The organism is Streptomyces sp. NPDC006552 (genome assembly GCF_040611655.1).
Classification (GTDB): domain Bacteria; phylum Actinomycetota; class Actinomycetes; order Streptomycetales; family Streptomycetaceae; genus Streptomyces.
Genome location: NZ_JBEXOS010000034.1, coordinates 12,238 through 32,578, shown reverse-complemented (window position 1 = coordinate 32,578; position 20,341 = coordinate 12,238). Strand labels below are relative to the sequence as shown.

Annotated in this window: 13 protein-coding genes and 4 tRNA genes; 8 read left to right on the top strand and 9 right to left on the bottom strand. The window is 71.2% G+C overall.

Going from position 1 to position 20,341, the window contains the following annotated elements; translation table 11 throughout:
• Positions 1–39: 39 nt before the first annotated feature.
• The 4 genes from ABZY33_RS20410 to ABZY33_RS20395 form a co-directional block, all read right to left on the bottom strand.
• Complete coding sequence (locus tag ABZY33_RS20410) at positions 40–2,166, bottom strand: FG-GAP-like repeat-containing protein (protein WP_356493012.1); 2,127 nt, start codon at positions 2,164–2,166, stop codon at positions 40–42.
• Between the two features lie 161 nt (positions 2,167–2,327).
• Positions 2,328–4,574 carry a DEAD/DEAH box helicase gene (locus ABZY33_RS20405; protein ID WP_356493011.1) on the bottom strand — a complete coding sequence of 749 codons (2,247 nt, stop codon included), beginning with the start codon at positions 4,572–4,574 and terminating at the stop codon, positions 2,328–2,330.
• Positions 4,575–4,806: 232 nt separating this feature from the next.
• Positions 4,807–5,337 (bottom strand): hypothetical protein, encoded by a 531-nt coding sequence (locus tag ABZY33_RS20400; RefSeq protein WP_356493010.1) that lies wholly within the window; start codon positions 5,335–5,337, stop codon positions 4,807–4,809.
• Between the two features lie 114 nt (positions 5,338–5,451).
• Positions 5,452–5,802: a metallopeptidase family protein gene (locus ABZY33_RS20395; RefSeq protein WP_356493009.1), complete on the bottom strand. Its 351-nt coding sequence runs from the start codon at positions 5,800–5,802 to the stop codon at positions 5,452–5,454.
• 59 nt (positions 5,803–5,861) lie between these two features.
• Here ABZY33_RS20395 and ABZY33_RS20390 point away from each other — a divergent pair, with 59 nt between their 5' ends.
• From ABZY33_RS20390 to ABZY33_RS20375, 4 genes are all read left to right on the top strand, one after another.
• A complete protein-coding gene (locus ABZY33_RS20390) occupies positions 5,862–7,421 on the top strand; it encodes a metallophosphoesterase (protein ID WP_356493008.1) in 1,560 nt (519 codons plus the stop codon).
• A gap of 80 nt (positions 7,422–7,501) precedes the next feature.
• Positions 7,502–7,574 (top strand) — tRNA-Glu (locus ABZY33_RS20385).
• 38 nt (positions 7,575–7,612) lie between these two features.
• Positions 7,613–7,687 (top strand) — tRNA-Asp (locus ABZY33_RS20380).
• Positions 7,688–7,710: 23 nt separating this feature from the next.
• Positions 7,711–7,784: transfer RNA gene (locus tag ABZY33_RS20375), tRNA-Phe, on the top strand.
• Positions 7,785–7,834: 50 nt separating this feature from the next.
• On the opposite strand, the gene ABZY33_RS20370 is transcribed toward ABZY33_RS20375, so the two are convergent.
• Positions 7,835–8,929: an ABC transporter permease gene (locus ABZY33_RS20370; protein WP_356493007.1), complete on the bottom strand. Its 1,095-nt coding sequence runs from the start codon at positions 8,927–8,929 to the stop codon at positions 7,835–7,837.
• 114 nt (positions 8,930–9,043) lie between these two features.
• Between ABZY33_RS20370 and hrpA the strand changes: the two genes are divergently transcribed.
• Positions 9,044–13,057: an ATP-dependent RNA helicase HrpA gene (gene hrpA, locus ABZY33_RS20365; protein WP_356493006.1), complete on the top strand. Its 4,014-nt coding sequence runs from the start codon at positions 9,044–9,046 to the stop codon at positions 13,055–13,057.
• A gap of 93 nt (positions 13,058–13,150) precedes the next feature.
• Positions 13,151–13,225: transfer RNA gene (locus tag ABZY33_RS20360), tRNA-Asp, on the top strand.
• 715 nt (positions 13,226–13,940) lie between these two features.
• Here ABZY33_RS20360 and bldC read toward each other — a convergent pair.
• Positions 13,941–14,147: a developmental transcriptional regulator BldC gene (gene bldC, locus ABZY33_RS20355; RefSeq protein ID WP_003949541.1), complete on the bottom strand. Its 207-nt coding sequence runs from the start codon at positions 14,145–14,147 to the stop codon at positions 13,941–13,943.
• Between the two features lie 486 nt (positions 14,148–14,633).
• Complete coding sequence (locus tag ABZY33_RS20350; RefSeq protein WP_356493005.1) at positions 14,634–15,479, bottom strand: hypothetical protein; 846 nt, start codon at positions 15,477–15,479, stop codon at positions 14,634–14,636.
• Between the two features lie 239 nt (positions 15,480–15,718).
• Between ABZY33_RS20350 and ABZY33_RS20345 the strand changes: the two genes are divergently transcribed.
• Positions 15,719–16,840, top strand: coding sequence for a Glu/Leu/Phe/Val dehydrogenase dimerization domain-containing protein (locus tag ABZY33_RS20345; RefSeq protein ID WP_356493004.1), 1,122 nt, complete (start codon positions 15,719–15,721; stop codon positions 16,838–16,840).
• Between the two features lie 263 nt (positions 16,841–17,103).
• Positions 17,104–17,370, top strand: coding sequence for a DUF3073 domain-containing protein (locus ABZY33_RS20340; RefSeq protein WP_356493003.1), 267 nt, complete (start codon positions 17,104–17,106; stop codon positions 17,368–17,370).
• Positions 17,371–17,545: 175 nt separating this feature from the next.
• Here ABZY33_RS20340 and purM read toward each other — a convergent pair whose 3' ends face one another.
• Complete coding sequence (gene purM / locus ABZY33_RS20335) at positions 17,546–18,640, bottom strand: phosphoribosylformylglycinamidine cyclo-ligase (protein WP_356493002.1); 1,095 nt, start codon at positions 18,638–18,640, stop codon at positions 17,546–17,548.
• Between the two features lie 35 nt (positions 18,641–18,675).
• Positions 18,676–20,202, bottom strand: coding sequence for an amidophosphoribosyltransferase (gene purF, locus ABZY33_RS20330; RefSeq protein ID WP_356493001.1), 1,527 nt, complete (start codon positions 20,200–20,202; stop codon positions 18,676–18,678).
• Between the last annotated feature and the right edge of the window lie 139 nt (positions 20,203–20,341).

Genomic DNA, 20,341 nt, shown 5'->3' with positions numbered 1-20,341 from the left:
CGGGGGCACAGCATGCGGCCGATCATGACCGGACAAGCCCTAGAAAACGCCCTTGTACGTGCTCCACCCTGTCGCGATCTTCGTCCGGCCGGTGAACGAGCCGTTGCCCTTGCCGTCGTTGCGGTAGAGGTTGCCCGACGTGTCCCGCTCCACCAGGTCGTTCCTGCCGTCACCGGTGAGGTCGCCGGCGCCGACGATCGCGTTGTACCCGTCGCCCCACTTGCCGAACACGGCGACCCGGTCCTTCAGCGTCCCGTCGCCCCGGCCGTCGTAGCGGTACAGCGTCCCGTCCTTCTCGCGGGCGAGCAGGTCGCCGACGCCGTCACCGGTGAGGTCACCGGCGCCGACGATGTGGTTGTACGTGCGCCAGCCCGTCCGGATCTTCCTGCCCGGCAGCAGCGTGCCGTGGCCGTCGTTCGCGAAGACGTAGATGTCGCCGGTGGAAGCCTTGCGGGCGAGCAGGTCCGTGCGGCCGTCACCGGTCAGGTCACCGGGGGCCGTCAGCACGTTGTAGGCGTTCCACCCGGTGCCCAGCGAGGTGTGGCCGCTGTTCGGGACGTACGCGCCGCTGCCGCACGTGCCCGCGTACCGGCGCAGCTCGCCGGAGGGCGTGCGCACCAGCAGTTCGGCGCAGCGGTCGCTGCCCATGTCGCCGAACGGGACGGCCAGCGTCCCGGCGGGCCAGCCGGAGCCGGACTGCTTCCAGTCGAGCGTGCCCGTGCCCTTGGTGTAGTGCAGCGTCAGGCCACCGGAGGAGTTGAGGGTGACCATTTCGCCGAAGCGGGCGCCGCCCAGGTCGTGGTGGCCCTGGAGCCCGCCGGTGAGGCCGAGGGTGCCGGTGGTGGTGAAGGTGCCGGTGCCCTCGGCGGCGGTCGCGGCCAGGGTCCAGGAGTAGGTGCCGTTGTAGGCGTAACCGCCCGCGTCCGTCCTGCCGTCCCACTCGACCCGTGCCGCGGCGCTGCCCCCGCCGCGCAGGGTGCGCACCTCCTTGCCGAGGCCGTCCTTGACGGTGAACGTCCAGGTGGCGGGCTTGTTGAACTGCCAGCTGCTGTCCCAGGCCGTGGGGGCGGCGTTGCGGCCCTTGACGTCCAGGGTCGTGCCGTCGACGTCCGACTCGATCTTCGCCAGGCCCTGCGACGGCACGCCGCTCTGCACGATGTGGACGGCCTTGTCCGGGCCCAGGTACGCGATGTCGCCGCCGAACCGGTCCACGGCCCAGGTCTGGCGCCGCTGGTCCGCGGTGGTGCCCGCCGGCAGCTCCGCGACCGCCCGGGGGGCCTGCGCGGTGCCGGTGTGGAAGTCGGTCAGCTTCAGCTGCCCCGCGCTCCGGTCGTGCTGGACGAGGTAGCCGTCGCCGACGAGCGCGGGCCCGGACGGCACGGTGGTCTTCTTCTTCGCGGTGAGGTCGTAGACGCCCGCCGCGCCGGCCGGCCCGCAGTTCCAGTACAGCCAGCGCCCCGTCACCTGAAGCTCCTTGACCGTGCACGGCGCCCCGGTGGAGACCGTCGCGACGGTCTTCTTCGTCTTCAGGTCGTACGAGGTGACGACGCCCGCCCCGGACCCCGGCGCCCACAGCCGGGTCCCCCACAGGGACGCGGCGCTCGCGGTGCGGGTCAGCCGGACGTCCGCCGTCCGGGACTGCTGCACCACATCGACGTACTGCTTGCCGGTGGAGGCGGCGGAGTAGGCGAAGAAGCGGCCGCTGACATCGGTGAACCGGCCACCGGTGACGGCGGGTTCGGTGCCGTGGTACGTGTCCGGGCTCGTCCAGAGCTGCGCCCGCTCGGTGCCGTCGCTCCTGACGCTGAAGTAGCCGACGTTGCCGTTGCCGGTCGCCCGCAGCGGCACGCAGCTGCCCGCGTCGCACGGGACGCCCTCGGCGTGCTGCCCGACCGCGTACGTCCCCGCGAATCCGCGCCGCTCCGCGGCTCCGACCGTGGCGCCGTCCGCCGAGACGGTGCGGTTGGTGACGTACGGGTCCCCGTTGGGGGCCCTCTCGACGGTGCTGAGGTAGCCGCCCGCGATGTCGAGCCCCCAGAGGCCGTCCGTCGGGACGACGGTCTCGGCGGCGGAGGAGGCCCCCGCGGGCTCCGCGACGGTGAGGGACGCCGTGCCGAGCGCCATGAGGGCGGCTATCGACACCGGCAGAAGACCACGACGAGGCAATGCCCCTCCTTGAACCATGGGTGAGCCATGGAGGGTGTGGGGCCCCTCGGCAGCAGGAAAAGTGATGGCCCGTACACGGGCCCCCGGAGCTTAGCAGCGCGTACACGACAAAGCGGGCCCACCCCGGATGGGGTGGGCCCGCCTCAGTGGATCAGCCGGCGTCAGCCGTTGCGCTTCCAGCGCGGCTTCTCGTCACGGCGCCCGAAGGACGAACCCGTGCCCGAACCGGCGCGGTCGTCGCGGCGGCCGTAGGGACGGTGGCCGCCGGTGGCGGGCCGGTCGTCACGACGGTCGCGGTTGAACGGGCGGTCGCTGCCCCGGTGGCCGCCGGACGGACGGTCGTCGCGGCGGAAGCCGCCCCGGTCGTTGTCCCGGCGCTCGACGCCGCCACGGTCACCGCGGTCGTCACGGTTGAAGCCACCGCCACGGCTGTCACGCGAGTCGCGGTTGAAGCCGCCACCACGGTTGTCGTCACGGCGGAAACCGCCCCGGTTGTCGTCCCGGCGCTCGAAGCCGCCCCGGCCGCCACGGTCACCGCGGTCGTCACGGTTGAAGCCACCGCCACGGCTGTCACGCGAGTCGCGGTTGAAGCCGCCACCACGGTTGTCGTCACGGCGGAAACCGCCCCGGTTGTCGTCCCGGCGCTCGAAGCCGCCCCGGCCGCCACGGTCACCGCGGTCGTCACGGCGGAAGCCACCGCGGTCGTTGTCGCGGCGCTCGAAGCCACCCCGGCCACCGCGGTCACCGTCACGACGGTCGCGGCGCTCGAAGTTGCCCCGCTCGTCGCGGCGCTGGCGCGGCTGCTCGTAGGAGGACGAACGCTCCGCCTGCTGCGGCACCTCGGCGGCGACGGCCTCGGCGGCCTGCACGGCGGCGGCCTCCGCGGCGGCGGCGACGGCCGCGGCCACGCCCTCCTCGTCCTCGCCGCGCTCACGGGCGGCGCGGGCGGTGAGGCGGTCGGCCTGCTCGCGCAGCTCGGTCGCGCGGCGGCCCGCGCGCTCCAGCTGCTTGGTCAGCTCGGTGACCTCGCGCTCGGCCTGCTGCGCGGCGTTGCCCGCGGACTCGGCCTCGACCTCGGTCATCGACCGGGCACCGGTGATCTCCGCGACCTCCGGGTCGAAGGCGGCGCCGCCCTGGATGATGTGGCGCCCGGCGTCGACGCCCGCGTCCTCCATCAGCCGGAAGATCTGGCGGCGCTGGTGCGGCAGCGAGAGGGAGACGACCGTGCCGGTGCGGCCGGCCCGGGCGGTGCGGCCCGCGCGGTGCAGGTAGTCCTTGTGGTCACCGGCCGGGTCCACGTTCAGGACCAGGTCGATGCCGTCGACGTGGATGCCGCGCGCGGCGACGTCGGTCGCGACCAGCGCGTTGACGTAGCCCTTCTTGAAGTCCTCCAGGACGCGGGTGCGCGCGCCCTGCGTCATGCCGCCGTGCAGCGCGTCGGCCTTCACGCCCGAGTCGCAGAGCTGCTCGGCGATGCGGTCCGCGCCCAGCTGCGTGCGGACGAAGATGATCGTGCGGCCCTTGCGGGAGGCGATCGCGGCGGTGACCGGCGCCTTGTCCTTGGGCTTCACGATGAGGATGTGGTGGGACATCGTCGTGACGTTGCCCTGCGCGCTGTCGACCTCGTGCGTGACCGGGTTCGTCAGGTAGCGCTTGACCAGCGTGGAGATCTCGTTCTCCATCGTGGCCGAGAAGAGCATCCGCTGGCCGCCGGCCGGGACCTGGTCGAGCAGCTCGGTGACCTCGGGCAGGAAGCCCAGGTCGGACATCTGGTCGGCCTCGTCGAGGACGGCGACCTCGATGTTCGCCAGGGAGCAGGCGCCACGGTTGATGATGTCGCGCAGCCGGCCCGGGGTGGCGACGAGGATGTCGACGCCGCGCTCCAGGGCGTAGATCTGGTTGCCCATCGAGGTACCGCCGCAGACGACCTTCATCTTCAGGCCGACCTGGTCGCCGTAGGGCTGCAGGGCGTCCGCGACCTGCATCGCCAGCTCGCGGGTCGGGGTGAGGATGACGGCGCGCGGCTTGTGCTTCTCGGTGCGGCCGCCGGCGAGGCGGGCCAGCACGGGCAGGCCGAAGGAGAGCGTCTTGCCGGAGCCGGTGCGGCCGCGGCCCAGGATGTCCTTGCCGGCCAGGGCGTCCGGGATGGTCGCGGCCTGGATCGGGAAGGGGGTGCTCACGCCGTTCTGCGCGAGCTTGCGCACGACCGGCTCGGGCAGCCCGAGGTCGGCGAAGGTGAGCGTCGGCTCGGCGCCCTCGGCGCCCTCGGCCTGCTCAGCGTTCTCGGCGACAGCGGTCGCGGTGTCGACCGTCTCAGCCGTCTCAGCGATCTGAGCGGCGGTCTCGACGGCCTCGACGGCGTCGTCGTTGGGGGTGTTCTCGATGTTCTGGTCAGCAGAAATGGACATGCGAAATGCGAAACCTTCCGGAGTTTCGGCACGCGCCCGTCAACTCCGTGTATTCGCGGTTTCGCAAATCGACCGCCTCAATGCGGTCCAGCCACGGCAAGGGAGAGTACGCGCCACGCGGCGCTCTTGTACGGCGCCGGGCAAATGGGATCAAACGATCTACCACCATACGCACCCACCACCCCCCAAGGCAAACCGCTCCCCTGAGACCCCGCTCACACCCGGGCCGGGCTCACGCCGGACTCCCGGCCTGCGGCGCCGGTACGCCCAGCACCCGGTGCGCCGCGGCCTGCTGCTCGTGCGCGGACGAGGAGGGCTCCGCGGTCGTCGGGGAGGGGTCGGGCGTCGGCGTCGGCGTCTCCTTGGGCGGCGTCGGCGGCGGTGGGGTGGCGCGCGGCGTGCTCGGCCTGGCCGTGGGGGTGGCCCGGGTGGGCGGCGCCTTCGGGGGCGGTGTCCGGCGGGGCGAGGGCGCCCCGCGCGAGGTGGAGGCGGCGGGGGACGCGCTGTCCGCGGCCGCGGCCGCGCCGTCCGCGTCCACCGCCTCCTGCGGGGCCCGCGCCCCGACGCGGCCCCCGCCGTCCGAGACCAGCGTGCCCCCGTCGGGCGCCGCCCCGGCGCCGCGGTGGGCCGCGGAGTGCGCGGGCGCGGGCGGCCGCCCGTCGTCGGCCACGCTCATGCACCCGGCGGCCGCGGCGACGGCCACCGTCGTCGCGGCCAGGCGACTGAGTCGTAGGGCACAAAGCGGTACGGGCAGCTGGCGCACGGGCGAGCACCTCCGGGCACGTGACGGGGTCACCTCTCCCAACTCCGGCGCCCGGCAAGAAGACACGCGCCGCGCGCCCACCGCACAAAGCCCGCACAAAGAGGCGGGCGGCGCTCAGCCGTACCCGAGCGCGTGCAGCCGCGCGTCGTCGATCCCGAAGTGGTGCGCGATCTCATGGACCACGGTGATCTCGGTCTCCGCGACGACGTCCTCCCGGGAGTCGCACATCCGCAGCGTCGGCCCGCGGTAGACCGTGATGCGGTCCGGCAGGACCCCGGCGTACCACTCACCGCGGTCGGTGAGCGGCGTGCCCTCGTAGAGCCCGAGCAGCCCGGGGTCGTCGGCGGGCGGTTCGTCCTCGACGAACACCGCGACGTTGTCCATGAGCCGCGTCAGCTCCGGCGGGATCCGGTCGAGCGCCTCGGCCACCAGTTCCTCGAACTCCTCGCGCGTCATCTCCAGCACCCGTCCATTGTCCGGTACGACACCGCATATCGACCCGTCCACATGGGCATACGGGAGCAATGGCCCGACCGCCCGCAGTCGCCGTGCGCCGCACCCTGCACCGCCTGCGGCGCCGCTCGCGCCGCCGGCCGGCTCCGGCGCTGCTGCCGGAGCGCCCGCCCCACCCGTTCGTGCGCGCCCTCGGCCTGGTCGCGGTCGTCCTGCTCGGTGCCTGGCTGGGCCTGCTCGCCGTCGGCAGCGTCCGCGCACCCGTGGGGCCGATGGACACCCGGATGACGCTGCGTCCCTCCGTCTCCGGCGGCACGAAGATCAACGTCTCCCCGCTCGGCGCCCTGGAACTGGACTCCCACACCGCCCCGATCCGCCTCGACGTCGACGTGGACCGGCTCGACCCGGTTCGCTCGCGCGCCCTGGTCGACCATCCGGAGCGGCTCTCGGGACTCCAGGACGAGGTGGTCCGCGACGTCGAGCACGGCACCCTCGACCTGGCCGTCCGCTCCTGCGTGGCGGTGGTCTCCGGCGCGACGGCGCTCGGCCTCGCCGTCTACCGGCGCCCGCGCCGCGCCCTGGCCGCCGGCGGGCTCGCCCTCGCGCTCCTCGCGGCCTCGGGCGGGACCGCGTACGCGACCTGGAAACCGGACTCGGTCCTGGAGCCGAAGTTCTCCGGGCTGCTCTCCTCGGCGCCCTCGGTGGTCGGCAGCGCCCGCTCGATCGTCACCGAGTTCGACGTCTACCAGCGGGAGTTGGCCCGCCTGGTCACCAACGTCACCAAGCTCTACGACGCGACGTCCACGCTGCCCGCCTACTCCCCCGACCCCAGCACGATCCGGGTGCTGCACGTCTCCGACATCCACCTCAACCCGGCGTCGTGGAAGATCATCGCCTCGCTGGTCGCGCAGTACCGGATCTCGGTCATCATCGACACCGGCGACACGATGGACCACGGCTCGGCGGCCGAGAACGCCTTCCTCGACCCGATCAAGAACCTGGGCGCGCCCTACGTGTGGATCCGCGGCAACCACGACTCGCGGACGACGCAGCGCTACCTCGCCTCCCGCAAGCGCTTCAAGAACGTCCATGTGCTCGACGAGGGCAGGGCCGTGACGGTCGCGGGCCTGCGCATCGCGGGCACCGGCGACCCGCAGTACACCCCGGACCGCTCCACCCGGGCCCTGGGCGATCCGGCCGAGCACATGGCGGGCATCCGGCTCGCCTCGGCCCTGCGCGACCAGCGGGCGGCGGGCACCCCGGTCGACATCGCGCTGGCGCACGACCCGACGGCGGCGCGCGAGACGGACGGCGCCGTGCCGCTGGTGCTGGCCGGGCACATCCACCGCCAGAAGACAGAGCTGCTCCCTCTGGGTACCCGGCTGCGCATCGAGGGCTCGACGGGGGGCAGCGGGCTGCGCGCGGTCGACGACAAGTACCCCGATCCGGTCGAGGCCTCCGTGCTCTATCTGGACAGCACCACCAAGCGCCTCCAGGCCTGGGACGAGATCAGACTCGGAGGGCTCGGCCTGACGACCGCCGAGGTCAGCCGCCATCTGCCGAAGGAGAACCGGCCGGGCGCGACCCCCTCGCCCACCGGCTCCGAAGCGGCCTCCCCCGGACCCGGGTAAACCGTTTTGGCGATAGCTCCCCGCATCCCATATGCTTCTCACGTCCCCGACGCGCTGCGAAGCGCCCAGGCGGGCCGATAGCCCTCATCGTCTAGCGGCCTAGGACGCCGCCCTTTCAAGGCGGTAGCACGGGTTCGAATCCCGTTGGGGGCACGCAAGTCCGTGTGCGACACTGTTGCACACAACAGCAAGGTCCTGTGGAGCAGTTTGGAGTGCTCGCCACCCTGTCAAGGTGGAGGCCGCGGGTTCAAATCCCGTCAGGACCGCTGAAGTTCCTCGTGGACTTCGTGGCTGGGTAGCTCAGTTGGTACGAGCGATCGCCTGAAAAGCGATAGGTCGCCGGTTCGATCCCGGCCCCAGCCACAGGAATTAGGCCCCGTCTCCGGACGGGGCCTATTGCGTGCTCCGGCCCGTCACACGGGTGCCGCGTGCAGCGGCTGCGTGCCGCGGCCGCCCGGGTGCCGGTGCCGCCAGAACCAGAACAGGCCGCTGGAGACCACCGCCCACCCGGCGAGCACCAGGAACGGGAACGCGTGCTGGTGGCCCTGGAAGTAGACCGCCGTGTGCTGGGCGTTGACCGACGCCCCCGGCGGCAGCCACTGCCCGAGCCGGCCGATGACCGTCGGCAGCAGGGGCGGCGCCACCGCCCCGCCGGACGCCGGGTTGCCGACCAGGACGAGCAGCCCCCAGGTCGGGATCATCGCCCAGCGGTGGAAGAACGTGTTGAACATCGTGAAGACCATCCCGCAGCTGAACATCGTCAGCGCGAGGATCAGCCAGGACTCCACGAAGGGCAGGTCGAGCGCGCCGAGCCCCCAGTCCACGACGGCCGCCACGGCGAAGCCGCCGAAGAGCGCGTAGACGATCGTGAACGCGATCCGCTCGGCCGGGTTGAGCCCGCGCGCGTGCACGCTCAGCTGGATCGCCCCGACGAACCCGATGATCACGGCGGCCAGCGAGATGTAGAAGATGGCGAGGCCGCGCGGGTCGCCCTCCTGGAGCGGGTTCAGGTCCTTCACGGTGACCGGGACGCCCGTCTTCTTGCTGACCACCGGCGCCGCCTCCTGGAAGACCTGGGCCACCGAGACGCCGGAGGCGCTGGACAGGTCCAGTTCGACGCGGGCCCCCTGGTCGCGGACGTCCAGCACCGCGAAGACCCGCTGCTCCTCGATGGCGTCGCGGGCCGCCGCCCGGGTGGCGTAGTGCTTCAGGTCGAGCTGGGCGTCGAGCGCCTTCTCCATCGCGCCGACGAAGGCGCTGCGCCGCGCGGCGTCCGGCTCCCCGGTGACCGCCGTCGGGATGTCGTGCGGCGTCGGATTGGCCATGGAGTAGGTGTACGAGGCCGCGAAGAGCGCCGCCGCCGCGGCCAGGATCACGACCAGCACGCAGGCCGGCAGGAACGGCGACTTCTTGTACGAGGCCCAGCGCTCGGCCCCGCTCGGCGGGCGGCCGTGCTCACCGTGCGGCGGATGCGGGCGCGGCTCTTCCGGATCGGACAAGGAGGACATAGCTGAAACGCTAAGGCAGACATAAAGGACGTACACCCTGAGAACCGCCCGATCTTCCGGCGGTGGCAAAACCGTTCGCCACGGATTTCCCCGAGGTGAGATCCTGGAGGACGTATGTCTACGCAGCCTGCCCCCGCCGCCGACCAGCTCGCCGCCGTCGCCCGGCGCCTCTCCGAGCTGTCCCTCCGTGACGCGCACCGCCTGGGCCGCAGGCTCGAAGGGGCGCGCAAGATCCGCAAGCCCGAGGCGCGCGCCGCCGTGGTCGCCGAGATCGACGCCGAGGCCGCCAAGGCCGAGGTACGCACGGCCGTCCGGCGCGAGCGCCGGGCCGCGCTCGACGTCACCTACCCCGAGCAGCTGCCCGTCAGCCAGAAGAAGGACGAGATCGCCGCCGCGATCCGCGACCACCAGGTCGTGATCGTGGCGGGCGAGACCGGCTCCGGCAAGACGACGCAGATCCCGAAGATCTGCCTCGACCTCGGCCGGGGCGTGCGCGGCATGATCGGGCACACCCAGCCCCGCCGGATCGCGGCCCGCACCGTCGCCGAGCGCGTCGCCGACGAGCTGCGCACGCCGCTGGGCGAGGCGGTCGGCTGGAAGGTGCGCTTCACCGACCAGGTCGACCAGGACGGCACGTTCGTCAAGCTGATGACCGACGGCATCCTGCTCGCCGAGATCCAGACCGACCGCGAGCTGCGCGCCTACGACACGATCATCATCGACGAGGCGCACGAGCGGTCCCTGAACATCGACTTCCTGCTGGGGTACCTGGCCCAGCTGCTGCCCAAGCGCCCGGACCTCAAGGTCGTCATCACCTCGGCGACGATCGACCCGCAGCGGTTCGCCCGGCACTTCGGGGACGCGCCGGTCGTCGAGGTCAGCGGCCGTACGTACCCGGTGGAGGTGCGCTACCGCCCGCTCCTGGAGGAGGAGTCGGAGGACTCCGACCGCGACCAGATCACCGCGATCACGGACGCCGTCGAGGAGCTGCAGCGCGAGGGCGACGGCGACATCCTCGTCTTCCTCTCCGGGGAGCGCGAGATCCGCGACACGGCGGACGCGCTGGAGAAGAAGAAGTACCGGTCGACCGAGGTGCTTCCGCTGTACGCGCGCCTCTCGCACGCCGAGCAGCACCGCGTCTTCCAGCAGCACACCGGCCGCCGCATCGTGCTCGCCACGAACGTCGCCGAGACCTCGCTGACCGTCCCGGGCATCAAGTACGTCATCGACCCGGGCACCGCCCGCATCTCGCGCTACAGCCACCGCACCAAGGTGCAGCGGCTGCCCATCGAGGCGGTCAGCCAGGCCAGCGCCAACCAGCGCAAGGGCCGCTGCGGCCGTACCTCCGACGGCATCTGCGTGCGCCTGTACTCCGAGGACGACTTCCTGTCCCGGCCCGAGTTCACGGACGCGGAGATCCTGCGGACCAACCTCGCCTCGGTCATCCTCCAGATGACGGCGGCCGGCCTCGGCGACATCGAGAAGTTCCCCTTCATCGACCCACCGGACCACCGCAACATCCGCGACGGCGTCCAGCTCCTCCAGGAACTGGGCGCGCTGGACCCGGGTGAGAAGGACACGCGCAAGCGGCTGACCCAGCAGGGCCGCAAGCTCGCGCAGCTCCCGGTCGACCCGCGGCTGGCCCGCATGGTCCTGGAGGCCGACAAGAACGGCTGCGTGCGCGAGGTCATGGTGATCGCCGCGGCCCTGTCCATCCAGGACCCGCGCGAGCGCCCCTCCGACAAGCAGCAGCAGGCGGACCAGAGTCACGCCCGCTTCAAGGACGAGACCAGTGACTTCCTCGCCTTCCTGAACCTGTGGCGCTATGTGCGCGAGCAGCAGCGGGAGCTGGGCTCCTCGGCCTTCCGCCGGATGTGCAAGCGGGAGTTCCTGAACTTCCTGCGCATCCGCGAATGGCAGGACATCTATACGCAGCTGCGTACGGTCGCCAAGCAGATGGGCATCCATCTGAACGAGGACGACGCCCCCGGCGACTCCGTCCACATCTCCCTCCTCTCGGGCCTCCTCTCCCACATCGGGATGAAGGACGTGAAAGAGACGAAGGAGTCCGCCCAGAAGGACCCCAAGCAGCGCGAGCGCGGGGGCAGCCGGAACGAGTACGTCGGCGCCCGCAACGCCAAGTTCGCGATCTTCCCCGGCTCGGCCCTCTTCAAGAAGCCGCCGCGCTTCGTGATGTCGGCGGAGCTGGTGGAGACCAGCCGGCTGTGGGCGCGGGTCAACGCGAGGATCGAGCCCGAGTGGGTCGAGCCCCTTGCCGAGCACCTCCTCAAGCGCACGTACAGCGAGCCGCACTGGGAGAAGGACCAGGCGGCCGTGATGGCGTACGAGAAGGTGACGCTGTACGGCGTCCCGCTCGTCGCCCAGCGGAAGATCAACTACGGCCGGATCGACCCCGAGACCTCCCGCGAGCTGTTCATCCGCAACGCGCTGGTGGAGGGCGACTGGCGCACCCACCACAAATTCTTCGCCGCCAACCGCGCGCTGCTCACCGAGGTCGAGGAGCTGGAGCACCGGGCCCGGCGCCGGGACATCGTGGTCGACGACGACACGCTCTACGACTTCTACGACCAGCGGGTGCCCGCGGACGTCGTCTCCGGCGCGCACTTCGACTCCTGGTGGAAGAAGCGGCAGCGCGAGGAGCCGGAGCTGCTCGACTTCGAGCGCTCCATGCTCATCCGGGAGTCCGCGGAAGCCGTCACCAAGGACGACTACCCGGATGTCTGGCGCCAGCGGAACCTGAAGTTCCGGGTGACGTACCAGTTCGAGCCGGGTGCCGACGCGGACGGTGTGACCGTCCACATCCCGCTCCAGGTCCTCAACCAGGTCACCGACGAGGGCTTCGACTGGCAGATCCCCGGCCTGCGCGAGGACGTGGTGGTCGAGTTGATCCGCTCGCTGCCCAAGCCGATCCGGCGCAACTACGTGCCCGCGCCGAACTTCGCGAAGGCGTTCCTGGACCGGGCCGTGCCGCTCCAGGAGCCGCTGCCGGTGACGCTCGCCCGCGAGCTGCAGCGCATGGTCGGCGTCCCGGTCGCGGCCGGCGACTTCGACCTGAGCCGGGTACCGGACCACCTGAAGATCACCTTCCGGATCGTCGACGAGCGGCGCCGCACGGTCGCCGAGGACAAGGACCTGGAAGCGCTCAAGCTCCGGCTGCGGCCCAAGGCCCGACAGGCCATCTCCAAGGCCGCCGCGGCGACGGCCGAGCGCTCCGGCGGCGAGTCCGTCGAGCGCGCCGGCCTCACCGACTGGACGATCGGTACGCTCTCCCGCGTCTTCGAGACGCGACGGGCCGGCCAGCCGGTCAAGGCGTACCCGGCGCTCGTCGACGACGGGGACGCGGCGGGCACGGTGTCGGTCCGCCTCTTCGACACCGAGGCCGAGCAGGCGCAGGCCATGTGGAAGGGCACCCGCCGGCTGATCCTGCGCAACATCCCGGTCAACCCCGGCAAGTTCGCCTCGGACAAGCTGAGCAACGCCCAGAAGCTGGCCCTGTCCGCGAACCCGCACGGCACCGTCCAGGCCCTCTTCGACGACTGCGCGAGCGCGGCGGCGGACAAGCTGATCGCGGACTTCGGCGGCCCGGCCTGGGACGAGGAGTCGTACCGCAAGCTCTACGAGAAGGTGCGCGCGGAGATCGTCGACACGACCGTGCGGACCGTGGAGCAGGTGCAGCAGGTCCTGGCCGCCTGGCAGGCCTGCGAGCGGCGCCTGAAGGCGACCACCAGCCCGACGCTGCTGCCCAACCGGCAGGACGTGCGCACGCAGTTGACGGCCCTGGTGCACCCCGGGTTCGTGACGGACACCGGCCTGCGCCGGTTGCCCGACCTGATGCGCTACCTCGTCGCGGCCGACCGCAGGCTCCAGCAGATGCCGACCGCCGTCCAGCGGGACACCACCCGCATGGAGAAGGTCCACGAGATGCAGGACGAGTACGCGTGGCTGCTCGAACAGCTGCCGCAGGGACGGCCGGTGCCGCGGGAGGTCCTGGACATCCGCTGGATGATCGAGGAGCTGCGCGTGAGCTACTTCGCGCACGCGCTGGGCACGGCGTACCCCGTCTCGGACAAGCGGATCGTGAAGGCGATCGACGCGGCCGCACCGTGACCGCCCGCGCACGCCAGGTGAGTTCGACCGGCGGGCCTGCACTGCTGTACAGTCCTGTTCGCAGCGCAACGCGGTAACAGCGCAGCAGAGCAAGGTCCTGTGGAGCAGTTTGGAGTGCTCGCCACCCTGTCAAGGTGGAGGCCGCGGGTTCAAATCCCGTCAGGACCGCAGTAGATGAGAGGCCCGCACCGAATTCGGTGCGGGCCTCTTCTCGTTCCCCCGCTCCCGCGCGCCGCGTCCGGCCACCGCCACCTCGCCCGGCACCGCCCGGCCCGCCGCCGGCCCCCGCATCCGCCCCTGGACCCCGCCGCAGAGGCCCAGGAGGACGCCGAGAGCGCCCGGGAGGGCGGCGGGGACGAAAGTCCCCGCCAGGGGTGACCAAAGCCGGTCCACGGGGCGCTCGTGCGGTGGGAGTCTGGAAGTAGGCCGCCCGCCGAAAACCCCTCTAACGCACGGGCGACACCGGCATCAAGCGGTAGCGGGTGTGACGGGTGTCACTGAACTAGTTTTGGAAACACCGTTTCTTACACCCTTCCTACAACTGCTCAATTTAATATGTGCAATTGCACTACGTGCACAGGTGACGATCAAGTACCCCGCAGGACCCGGCCCACCAGCACGCGGAGACCGCCCAGGATCCACCACGGACCCGCAGAGACCACCGCCGCGCACCATGGCCGGCCGGCCCCGGCGCACAAAAAAGATCGCGCTGGACCCGGCGGAGTCCAGCGCGATCGACGACGCACCCAGTGATGCAGTGGAGATGACGCTTCGGTGGGCGGAGGGCCTGTTGGGGCAGGACCCGCGTCGGATGGAGCCAAGAGTGGGCGCGGAACGGGTTGGGGGGCCCGCAACGCCCGGTATTACTGGGGTGTGCGGTGCCTCAGGCCTCGCTGCGCTGCTGCGGAATGCCCGCAAGCAGGGCGCGGACCTCGGCCTCGCGGTAACGACGGTGCCCGCCGAGCGTACGAATCGACGTGAGCTTGCCAGCCTTCGCCCAGCGCGTGACCGTCTTCGGGTCCACGCGGAACATCGTGGCGACCTCGGCGGGGGTCAGCAGCGGCTCGGCATCAGGGGTGCGAGCGGTCATGAGCGGCCTCCTCGGGAGAACCGAACCATCTCGGTTCTTTCCTTTAAATTCTGCACCTTGACCCGCGTTGCCCGAAATGGCGGACACGGGTCGAGTCGGTTATAGGACGAACGGCTTGTCCTCGGCACTACAACTACACCATCCGTCCAGCCTCGTCGGCCAAACCGATGGAATTGCCCTCCCAGGTGTTCATCAGCGACGGAAGCCGATGGACCATGCCATAGCGGACAGTCACGCCACAGTGACGATCAGTCACAGAGCGATCAGGAGTCGTCAGACCCCCCAACGGCAGTGCAATGCTGAGTAATCCGCCCATGCATGCCTATGGATGGGCATAGACGGACGAACGGAGCCCTCCCCGGACTCCTTGTCCTATTTTGGCACGAGGAGGGGCGATGGGCGCAAGGGCGCAGTTAGTGCCGTCCGTCACGCTTGAGCCAAAAGCCCGGATCGGGACGTAGGTCCCGAAGGGGCCCCGGTGTCCGGTCAGTTGGCGTGCAGCCGGTCCCGCACGGCCCGCCAGCGGTCCACGAGCCGGCCGTACGCCTCGCCCGCGCCGGCGTCGTCCCCGCGGCGCAGCGCCTCGATGCCCGCGGCGACGTCCGCCGCCGAGTGGTCCTCGTCGAGCAGGTCGGCCGACAGGGTGTGCACGAGCCCGCCGTAGTCCAGTTCGACGTACGAGCGCGGGTGGAACTCCTCCAGCCAGCGCCCCACGTCCACCAGGCTCTCGGTCAGCGGCCCGTCGTCGACCGCGTCCCGCAGCGCCTTGAGCCCGCGCGCGACCCGGCGCCTGGCCTGGACCATCGGGGTGCGGTAGCGCAGCCTGGGCCCGGCGCCGCTCTCCGGCTCCGCCGCGTACTCACGCTCCTCGTCGGCGACGAGCACGAACCAGTGCAGCGGCACCTGCCAGGTCGCCGTGCGGATCCAGGGCCGCGCGTCCGGATTGCGCTCCAGCCAGCGCTCGTAGTCGTCGCAGGCCTGCCGGCGCACGACCGGCGGCAGCACCGCGTCCAGGACCGGGCCCGGCAGCTGCCCGGGCAGCGCGTCCAGGGCCTGCCAGCCGCGCAGCCGGGTCCGCCACGGACAGACGCACAGCACCCCCTCGGCCTCCAGCACGAACGCGTCGTCGCTCTCGTGCACCGGCACCGCGACCGGCGGGGTGGGCAGCAAGTCCGCCAGGGAGCGCCGCAGTTCGTCCTGGTACGAGGGATGGCGCTCCCGCTTCGCGTACCGCTCCCAGTGGCCGCGCTCCGGCTGCGGGAAGGCCGCGAGCGGTTCGTACACGCGCAAGTACGCCGCATACGGGACGGTCACCGACGACACCTTGGGCACGGCTGCTCCTCCCCCGCCGACGGCTCGAAACACTGCAAATCGTCCCACGACGGGAGCGCGCGGGACGCGACGGGATTCGACCGTACGTCCACCGGGCCCGGACGCGAGAGAGTGATCCTCGGCACTGCGGCCGTGGCGGGCCCGCGCACGTTCTAACCTCGTGCCCACCGAACGACGGAAGGCCCGCCACCCGCACGGGATTCCGCCCCACCGCCGCTACGTACTTGGGAGTCACCACAGTGACCGATGTGACCGGCGAAGTCGTCACCCACTCCGGGACCGCAGCAGCCCCGGACGTCCTGCACACCCTCTTCCACTCGGACCAGGGCGGCCACGAGCAGGTCGTGCTCTGCCAGGACCGCGCGAGCGGCCTCAAGGCCGTCATCGCCCTCCACGACACCGCCCTGGGCCCGGCCCTCGGCGGCACCCGCTTCTACCCCTACGCCACCGACGCCGAGGCCGTCGCCGACGCCCTGAACCTGGCGCGCGGCATGTCGTACAAGAACGCGATGGCCGGGCTCGACCACGGCGGTGGCAAGGCCGTGATCATCGGGGACCCCGCCGTGCTCAAGAGCGAGGCGCTGCTGCTCGCCTACGGCCGCTTCGTGGCCTCGCTCGGCGGCCGCTACGTGACGGCCTGCGACGTCGGCACGTACGTCGCCGACATGGATGTCGTCGCGCGCGAGTGCCGCTGGACCACCGGACGCTCGCCGGAGAACGGCGGCGCGGGCGACTCGTCCGTGCTCACCGCCTACGGCGTCTTCCAGGGCATGCGGGCCAGCGCCCAGCACCTGTGGGGCGACCCGACGCTGCGCGGCCGCAAGGTCGGCGTCGCGGGCGTGGGCAAGGTGGGGTACCACCTGGTCGGGCACCTGCTGGCGGACGGCGCCGAGGTCGTGGTGACCGACGTCCGCGCGGAGTCCGTGCGGCGCGTCACGGAGCAGTACCCGGGGGTCGCCGTCGTGGCCGACACCGAGGCGCTGATCCAGGTGGCGGACCTCGACATCTACGCCCCCTGCGCGCTGGGCGGCGCCCTGGACGACCACACCGTGCCGGTCCTCACCGCGCAGGTGGTGTGCGGCGCGGCCAACAACCAGCTCGCGCACCCCGGCGTCGAGAAGGACCTCGCCGACCGCGGCATCCTCTACGCCCCGGACTACGTGGTGAACGCCGGCGGCGTCATCCAGGTCGCCGACGAGCTGCACGGCTTCGACTTCGAGCGGTGCAAGGCCAAGGCCGCGCAGATCTTCGACACCACCCTCGCCATCTTCGCTCGCGCAAAGGCGGACGGGATTCCGCCGGCCGCGGCGGCGGACCGGATCGCCGAGCAGCGGATGGCGGAGGCACGCGCGGCACGCTGATCGCGGGCGGTACGTAACGAGTGTCACGCCGATCGGCGGGTCGCCCGCTCAGAAGAGGTTAAAATCGCAGCTGACCAGCGAGGACGGGGCTCCTTGCTGGTCCTGTGCACAGGCGCGTGGTGCGGGCGACGTACCGTATGGGCGTGGGCTCAGGTACCGTGGGAGCCCTACGGACCGGTCTCCTCATGGGGAGTCCGTTCCAGATCATGAACGCGTGTCAAGACTCTGGGGCCACCGAGCCCCGTATCCGAGGGGGTCGAGCCATGGGGCGCGGCCGGGCAAAGGCCAAGCAGACGAAGGTCGCCCGCCAGCTGAAGTACAGCAGCGGCGGGACAGATCTGTCGCGTCTGGCCAATGAGCTGGGCGCATCGACGTCGAACCCAGTATCGAATCAGCCGCCGAACGGCGAGCCTTTCGATGACGACGACGAGGAAGACGACCCGTACGCCCGCTATGCGGATCTGTACGACGAGGGCGAGGACGAGGACTCCGGTGAGTCCGGTCCCTCGTCTCAGCGCCGCGGCGCTTGACCTCGTAGCACTGTCAGCACGTAACTGATGTCGGCCTTCTGATCTCTGCTTACTGCTGCACGCACCCGGTCCGGGGTGGTTTCAGCGCCGGACCGGGTTTTGTGCTGTCCGCGTGCTGTACCGCCCGTCCGCGCGGTCCCCGCGGAACCGGTCCGCGGGGCCTGCGCAGTCGTGGCTACTTCGCGTAGTCGCCCGTCAGCTCGGCGCCCGTGGTGTGCGCTCCGCGGTCGGTGATCTCGCCGGCCACCCAGGACTCCACGCCGCGGTCGGCCAGGGTCGCCAGAGCGACGTCGACGGACTCCTGCGGCACGATCGCCATCATGCCGACGCCCATGTTCAGCGTCTTCTCCAGCTCCAGGCGCTCCACCTGGCCCGCCCGGCCGACGAGGTCGAAGATCGCGCCCGGGGCCCACGTGGAGCGGTCCACGGTGGCGTGCAGGCCGTCCGGGATCACCCGGGCCAGGTTGGCCGCGAGGCCGCCGCCGGTGATGTGGCTGTAGGCGTGGACCTCGGTGGTGCTGGTGAGCGAGAGGCAGTCCAGGGAGTAGATCTTCGTCGGCTCCAGGAGCTCCTCACCGAGCGTGCGGCCCAGCTCGTCGATCCGCTGCTCCAGCTCCATCCCGGCGCGCTCCAGCAGGACGTGGCGGACGAGCGAGTACCCGTTCGAGTGAAGCCCGGACGACGCCATCGCGATCACCGCGTCACCCTCGCGGATGCGGTCGGGGCCGAGCAGGTTCTCGTACTCCACGACGCCGGTGCCGGCGCCGGCCACGTCGAAGTCGTCCGGGCCGAGCAGCCCGGGGTGCTCGGCCGTCTCGCCGCCGACGAGGGCGCAGCCGGCGAGGACGCAGCCCTCGGCGATGCCCTTCACGATCGCGGCGACGCGCTCCGGGTGGACCTTGCCGACGCAGATGTAGTCGGTCATGAACAGCGGCTCGGCGCCGCAGACCACGATGTCGTCCATGACCATCGCGACGAGGTCGTGGCCGATCGTGTCGTAGACACCGAGGCGGCGCGCGATGTCGACCTTCGTGCCGACACCGTCGGTGGCGGAGGCGAGCAGCGGCCGCTCGTACTTCTTGAGGGCGGAGGCGTCGAAGAGGCCGGCGAAGCCGCCGAGGCCGCCCAGGACCTCGGGGCGCCGCGTCTTCTTCACCCACTCCTTCATCAGCTCGACGGCTCGGTCACCTGCTTCGATGTCCACGCCGGCGGAGGCGTAGCTGGCACCGGTGCCCGCGTGCGGGGCGCGCTCGGAGGACTCAGTAGACATGGGTGATCAGAGCTTTCGTGTCGATGCTGCGGAGGTTACGGACGACGGATCGCGTCGTTCGCGGCCGTGGCCGCCGGGCCCGCTGCCAGTTCCGTCTCCAGGAGCTGCTTGCCGAGCAGCTCGGGGTCGGGAAGGTCCATCGGGTACTCGCCGTCGAAGCAGGCGCGGCAGAGGTTCGGCTTGGCGATGGTGGTCGCCTCGATCATGCCGTCGATGGAGATGTACGAGAGCGAGTCGGCGCCCAGCGAGGTGCCGATCTCCTCGACGGACATCCCGTTGGCGATCAGCTCGGCGCGGGTCGCGAAGTCGATGCCGAAGAAGCAGGGCCACTTCACGGGCGGGGAGGAGATCCGGATGTGGACCTCGGCCGCGCCGGCCTCGCGGAGCATGCGGACCAGGGCGCGCTGCGTGTTGCCGCGGACGATCGAGTCGTCGACGACCACGAGCTTCTTGCCCTTGATCACTTCCTTGAGGGGGTTCAGCTTCAGCCGGATGCCCAGCTGGCGGATGGTCTGGGAGGGCTGGATGAAGGTGCGGCCCACATAGGCGTTCTTCACCAGACCCGCACCGAACGGGATACCGCTGGCCTCGGCGTAACCGATCGCGGCCGGCGTGCCGGACTCCGGGGTCGCTATGACGAGGTCGGCCTCGGCCGGGGCCTCCTTCGCCAGACGGCGGCCCATCTCCACCCGGGAGAGGTACACGTTCCGGCCGGCGATGTCGGTGTCCGGGCGGGCCAGGTAGACATACTCGAAGACACAGCCCTTGGGCTTTGCTTCGGCGAAGCGGGACGTTCGCAGGCCGTTCTCGTCGATGGCGACGAACTCGCCCGGCTCTATCTCGCGCACGTACGCGGCGCCGCAGATGTCGAGCGCGGCGGACTCGGAGGCGACGACCCAGCCGCGCTCCAGGCGGCCGAGGACCAGCGGGCGGATGCCCTGCGGGTCGCGGGCCGCGTACAGGGTGTTCTCGTTCATGAAGACAAGCGAGAAGGCGCCCTGGACCTGGGGCAGCACCTTGGGAGCCGCCTCCTCGATGGTCAGCGGCTTGCCGTCGTCGTCGACCTGGCCCGCGAGCAGCGCGGTGACCAGGTCCGTGTCGTTCGTGGCGGCGACCTGGGTGGCCCGGCCGCCTTCCTTGGGCAGGCCGGCGACCATCTCGGCGAGCTGCGCCGTGTTGACCAGGTTGCCGTTGTGACCGAGCGCGATCGAGCCGTGCGCGGTGGCACGGAACGTCGGCTGGGCGTTCTCCCAGACGGAGGCGCCCGTGGTCGAGTAGCGGGCGTGACCGACCGCGATGTGACCTTGGAGGGAGCTGAGGGAGGTTTCGTCGAAGACCTGGGAGACGAGTCCCATGTCCTTGAAGACGAGGATCTGGGAACCGTTGCTGACCGCGATCCCCGCGGATTCCTGACCCCGGTGTTGTAGGGCGTAGAGCCCGAAGTAAGTGAGCTTCGCGACCTCTTCACCCGGAGCCCAGACACCGAAGACGCCGCAAGCGTCCTGGGGGCCCTTCTCGCCGGGGAGCAGATCATGACTGAGTCGACCGTCACCACGTGGCACGCCACCGAGTGTAGGCGAGATCGACCACGGGTCCGAATTGGAGACGGTGGCTTCCTACGTCTGCGCGGGCCCTCCGCGGTTGGCCGAACCCACTGGACGCGCGTAGCGCGAAGCCGGGGCCAGGGGGCCACAGGCCCGC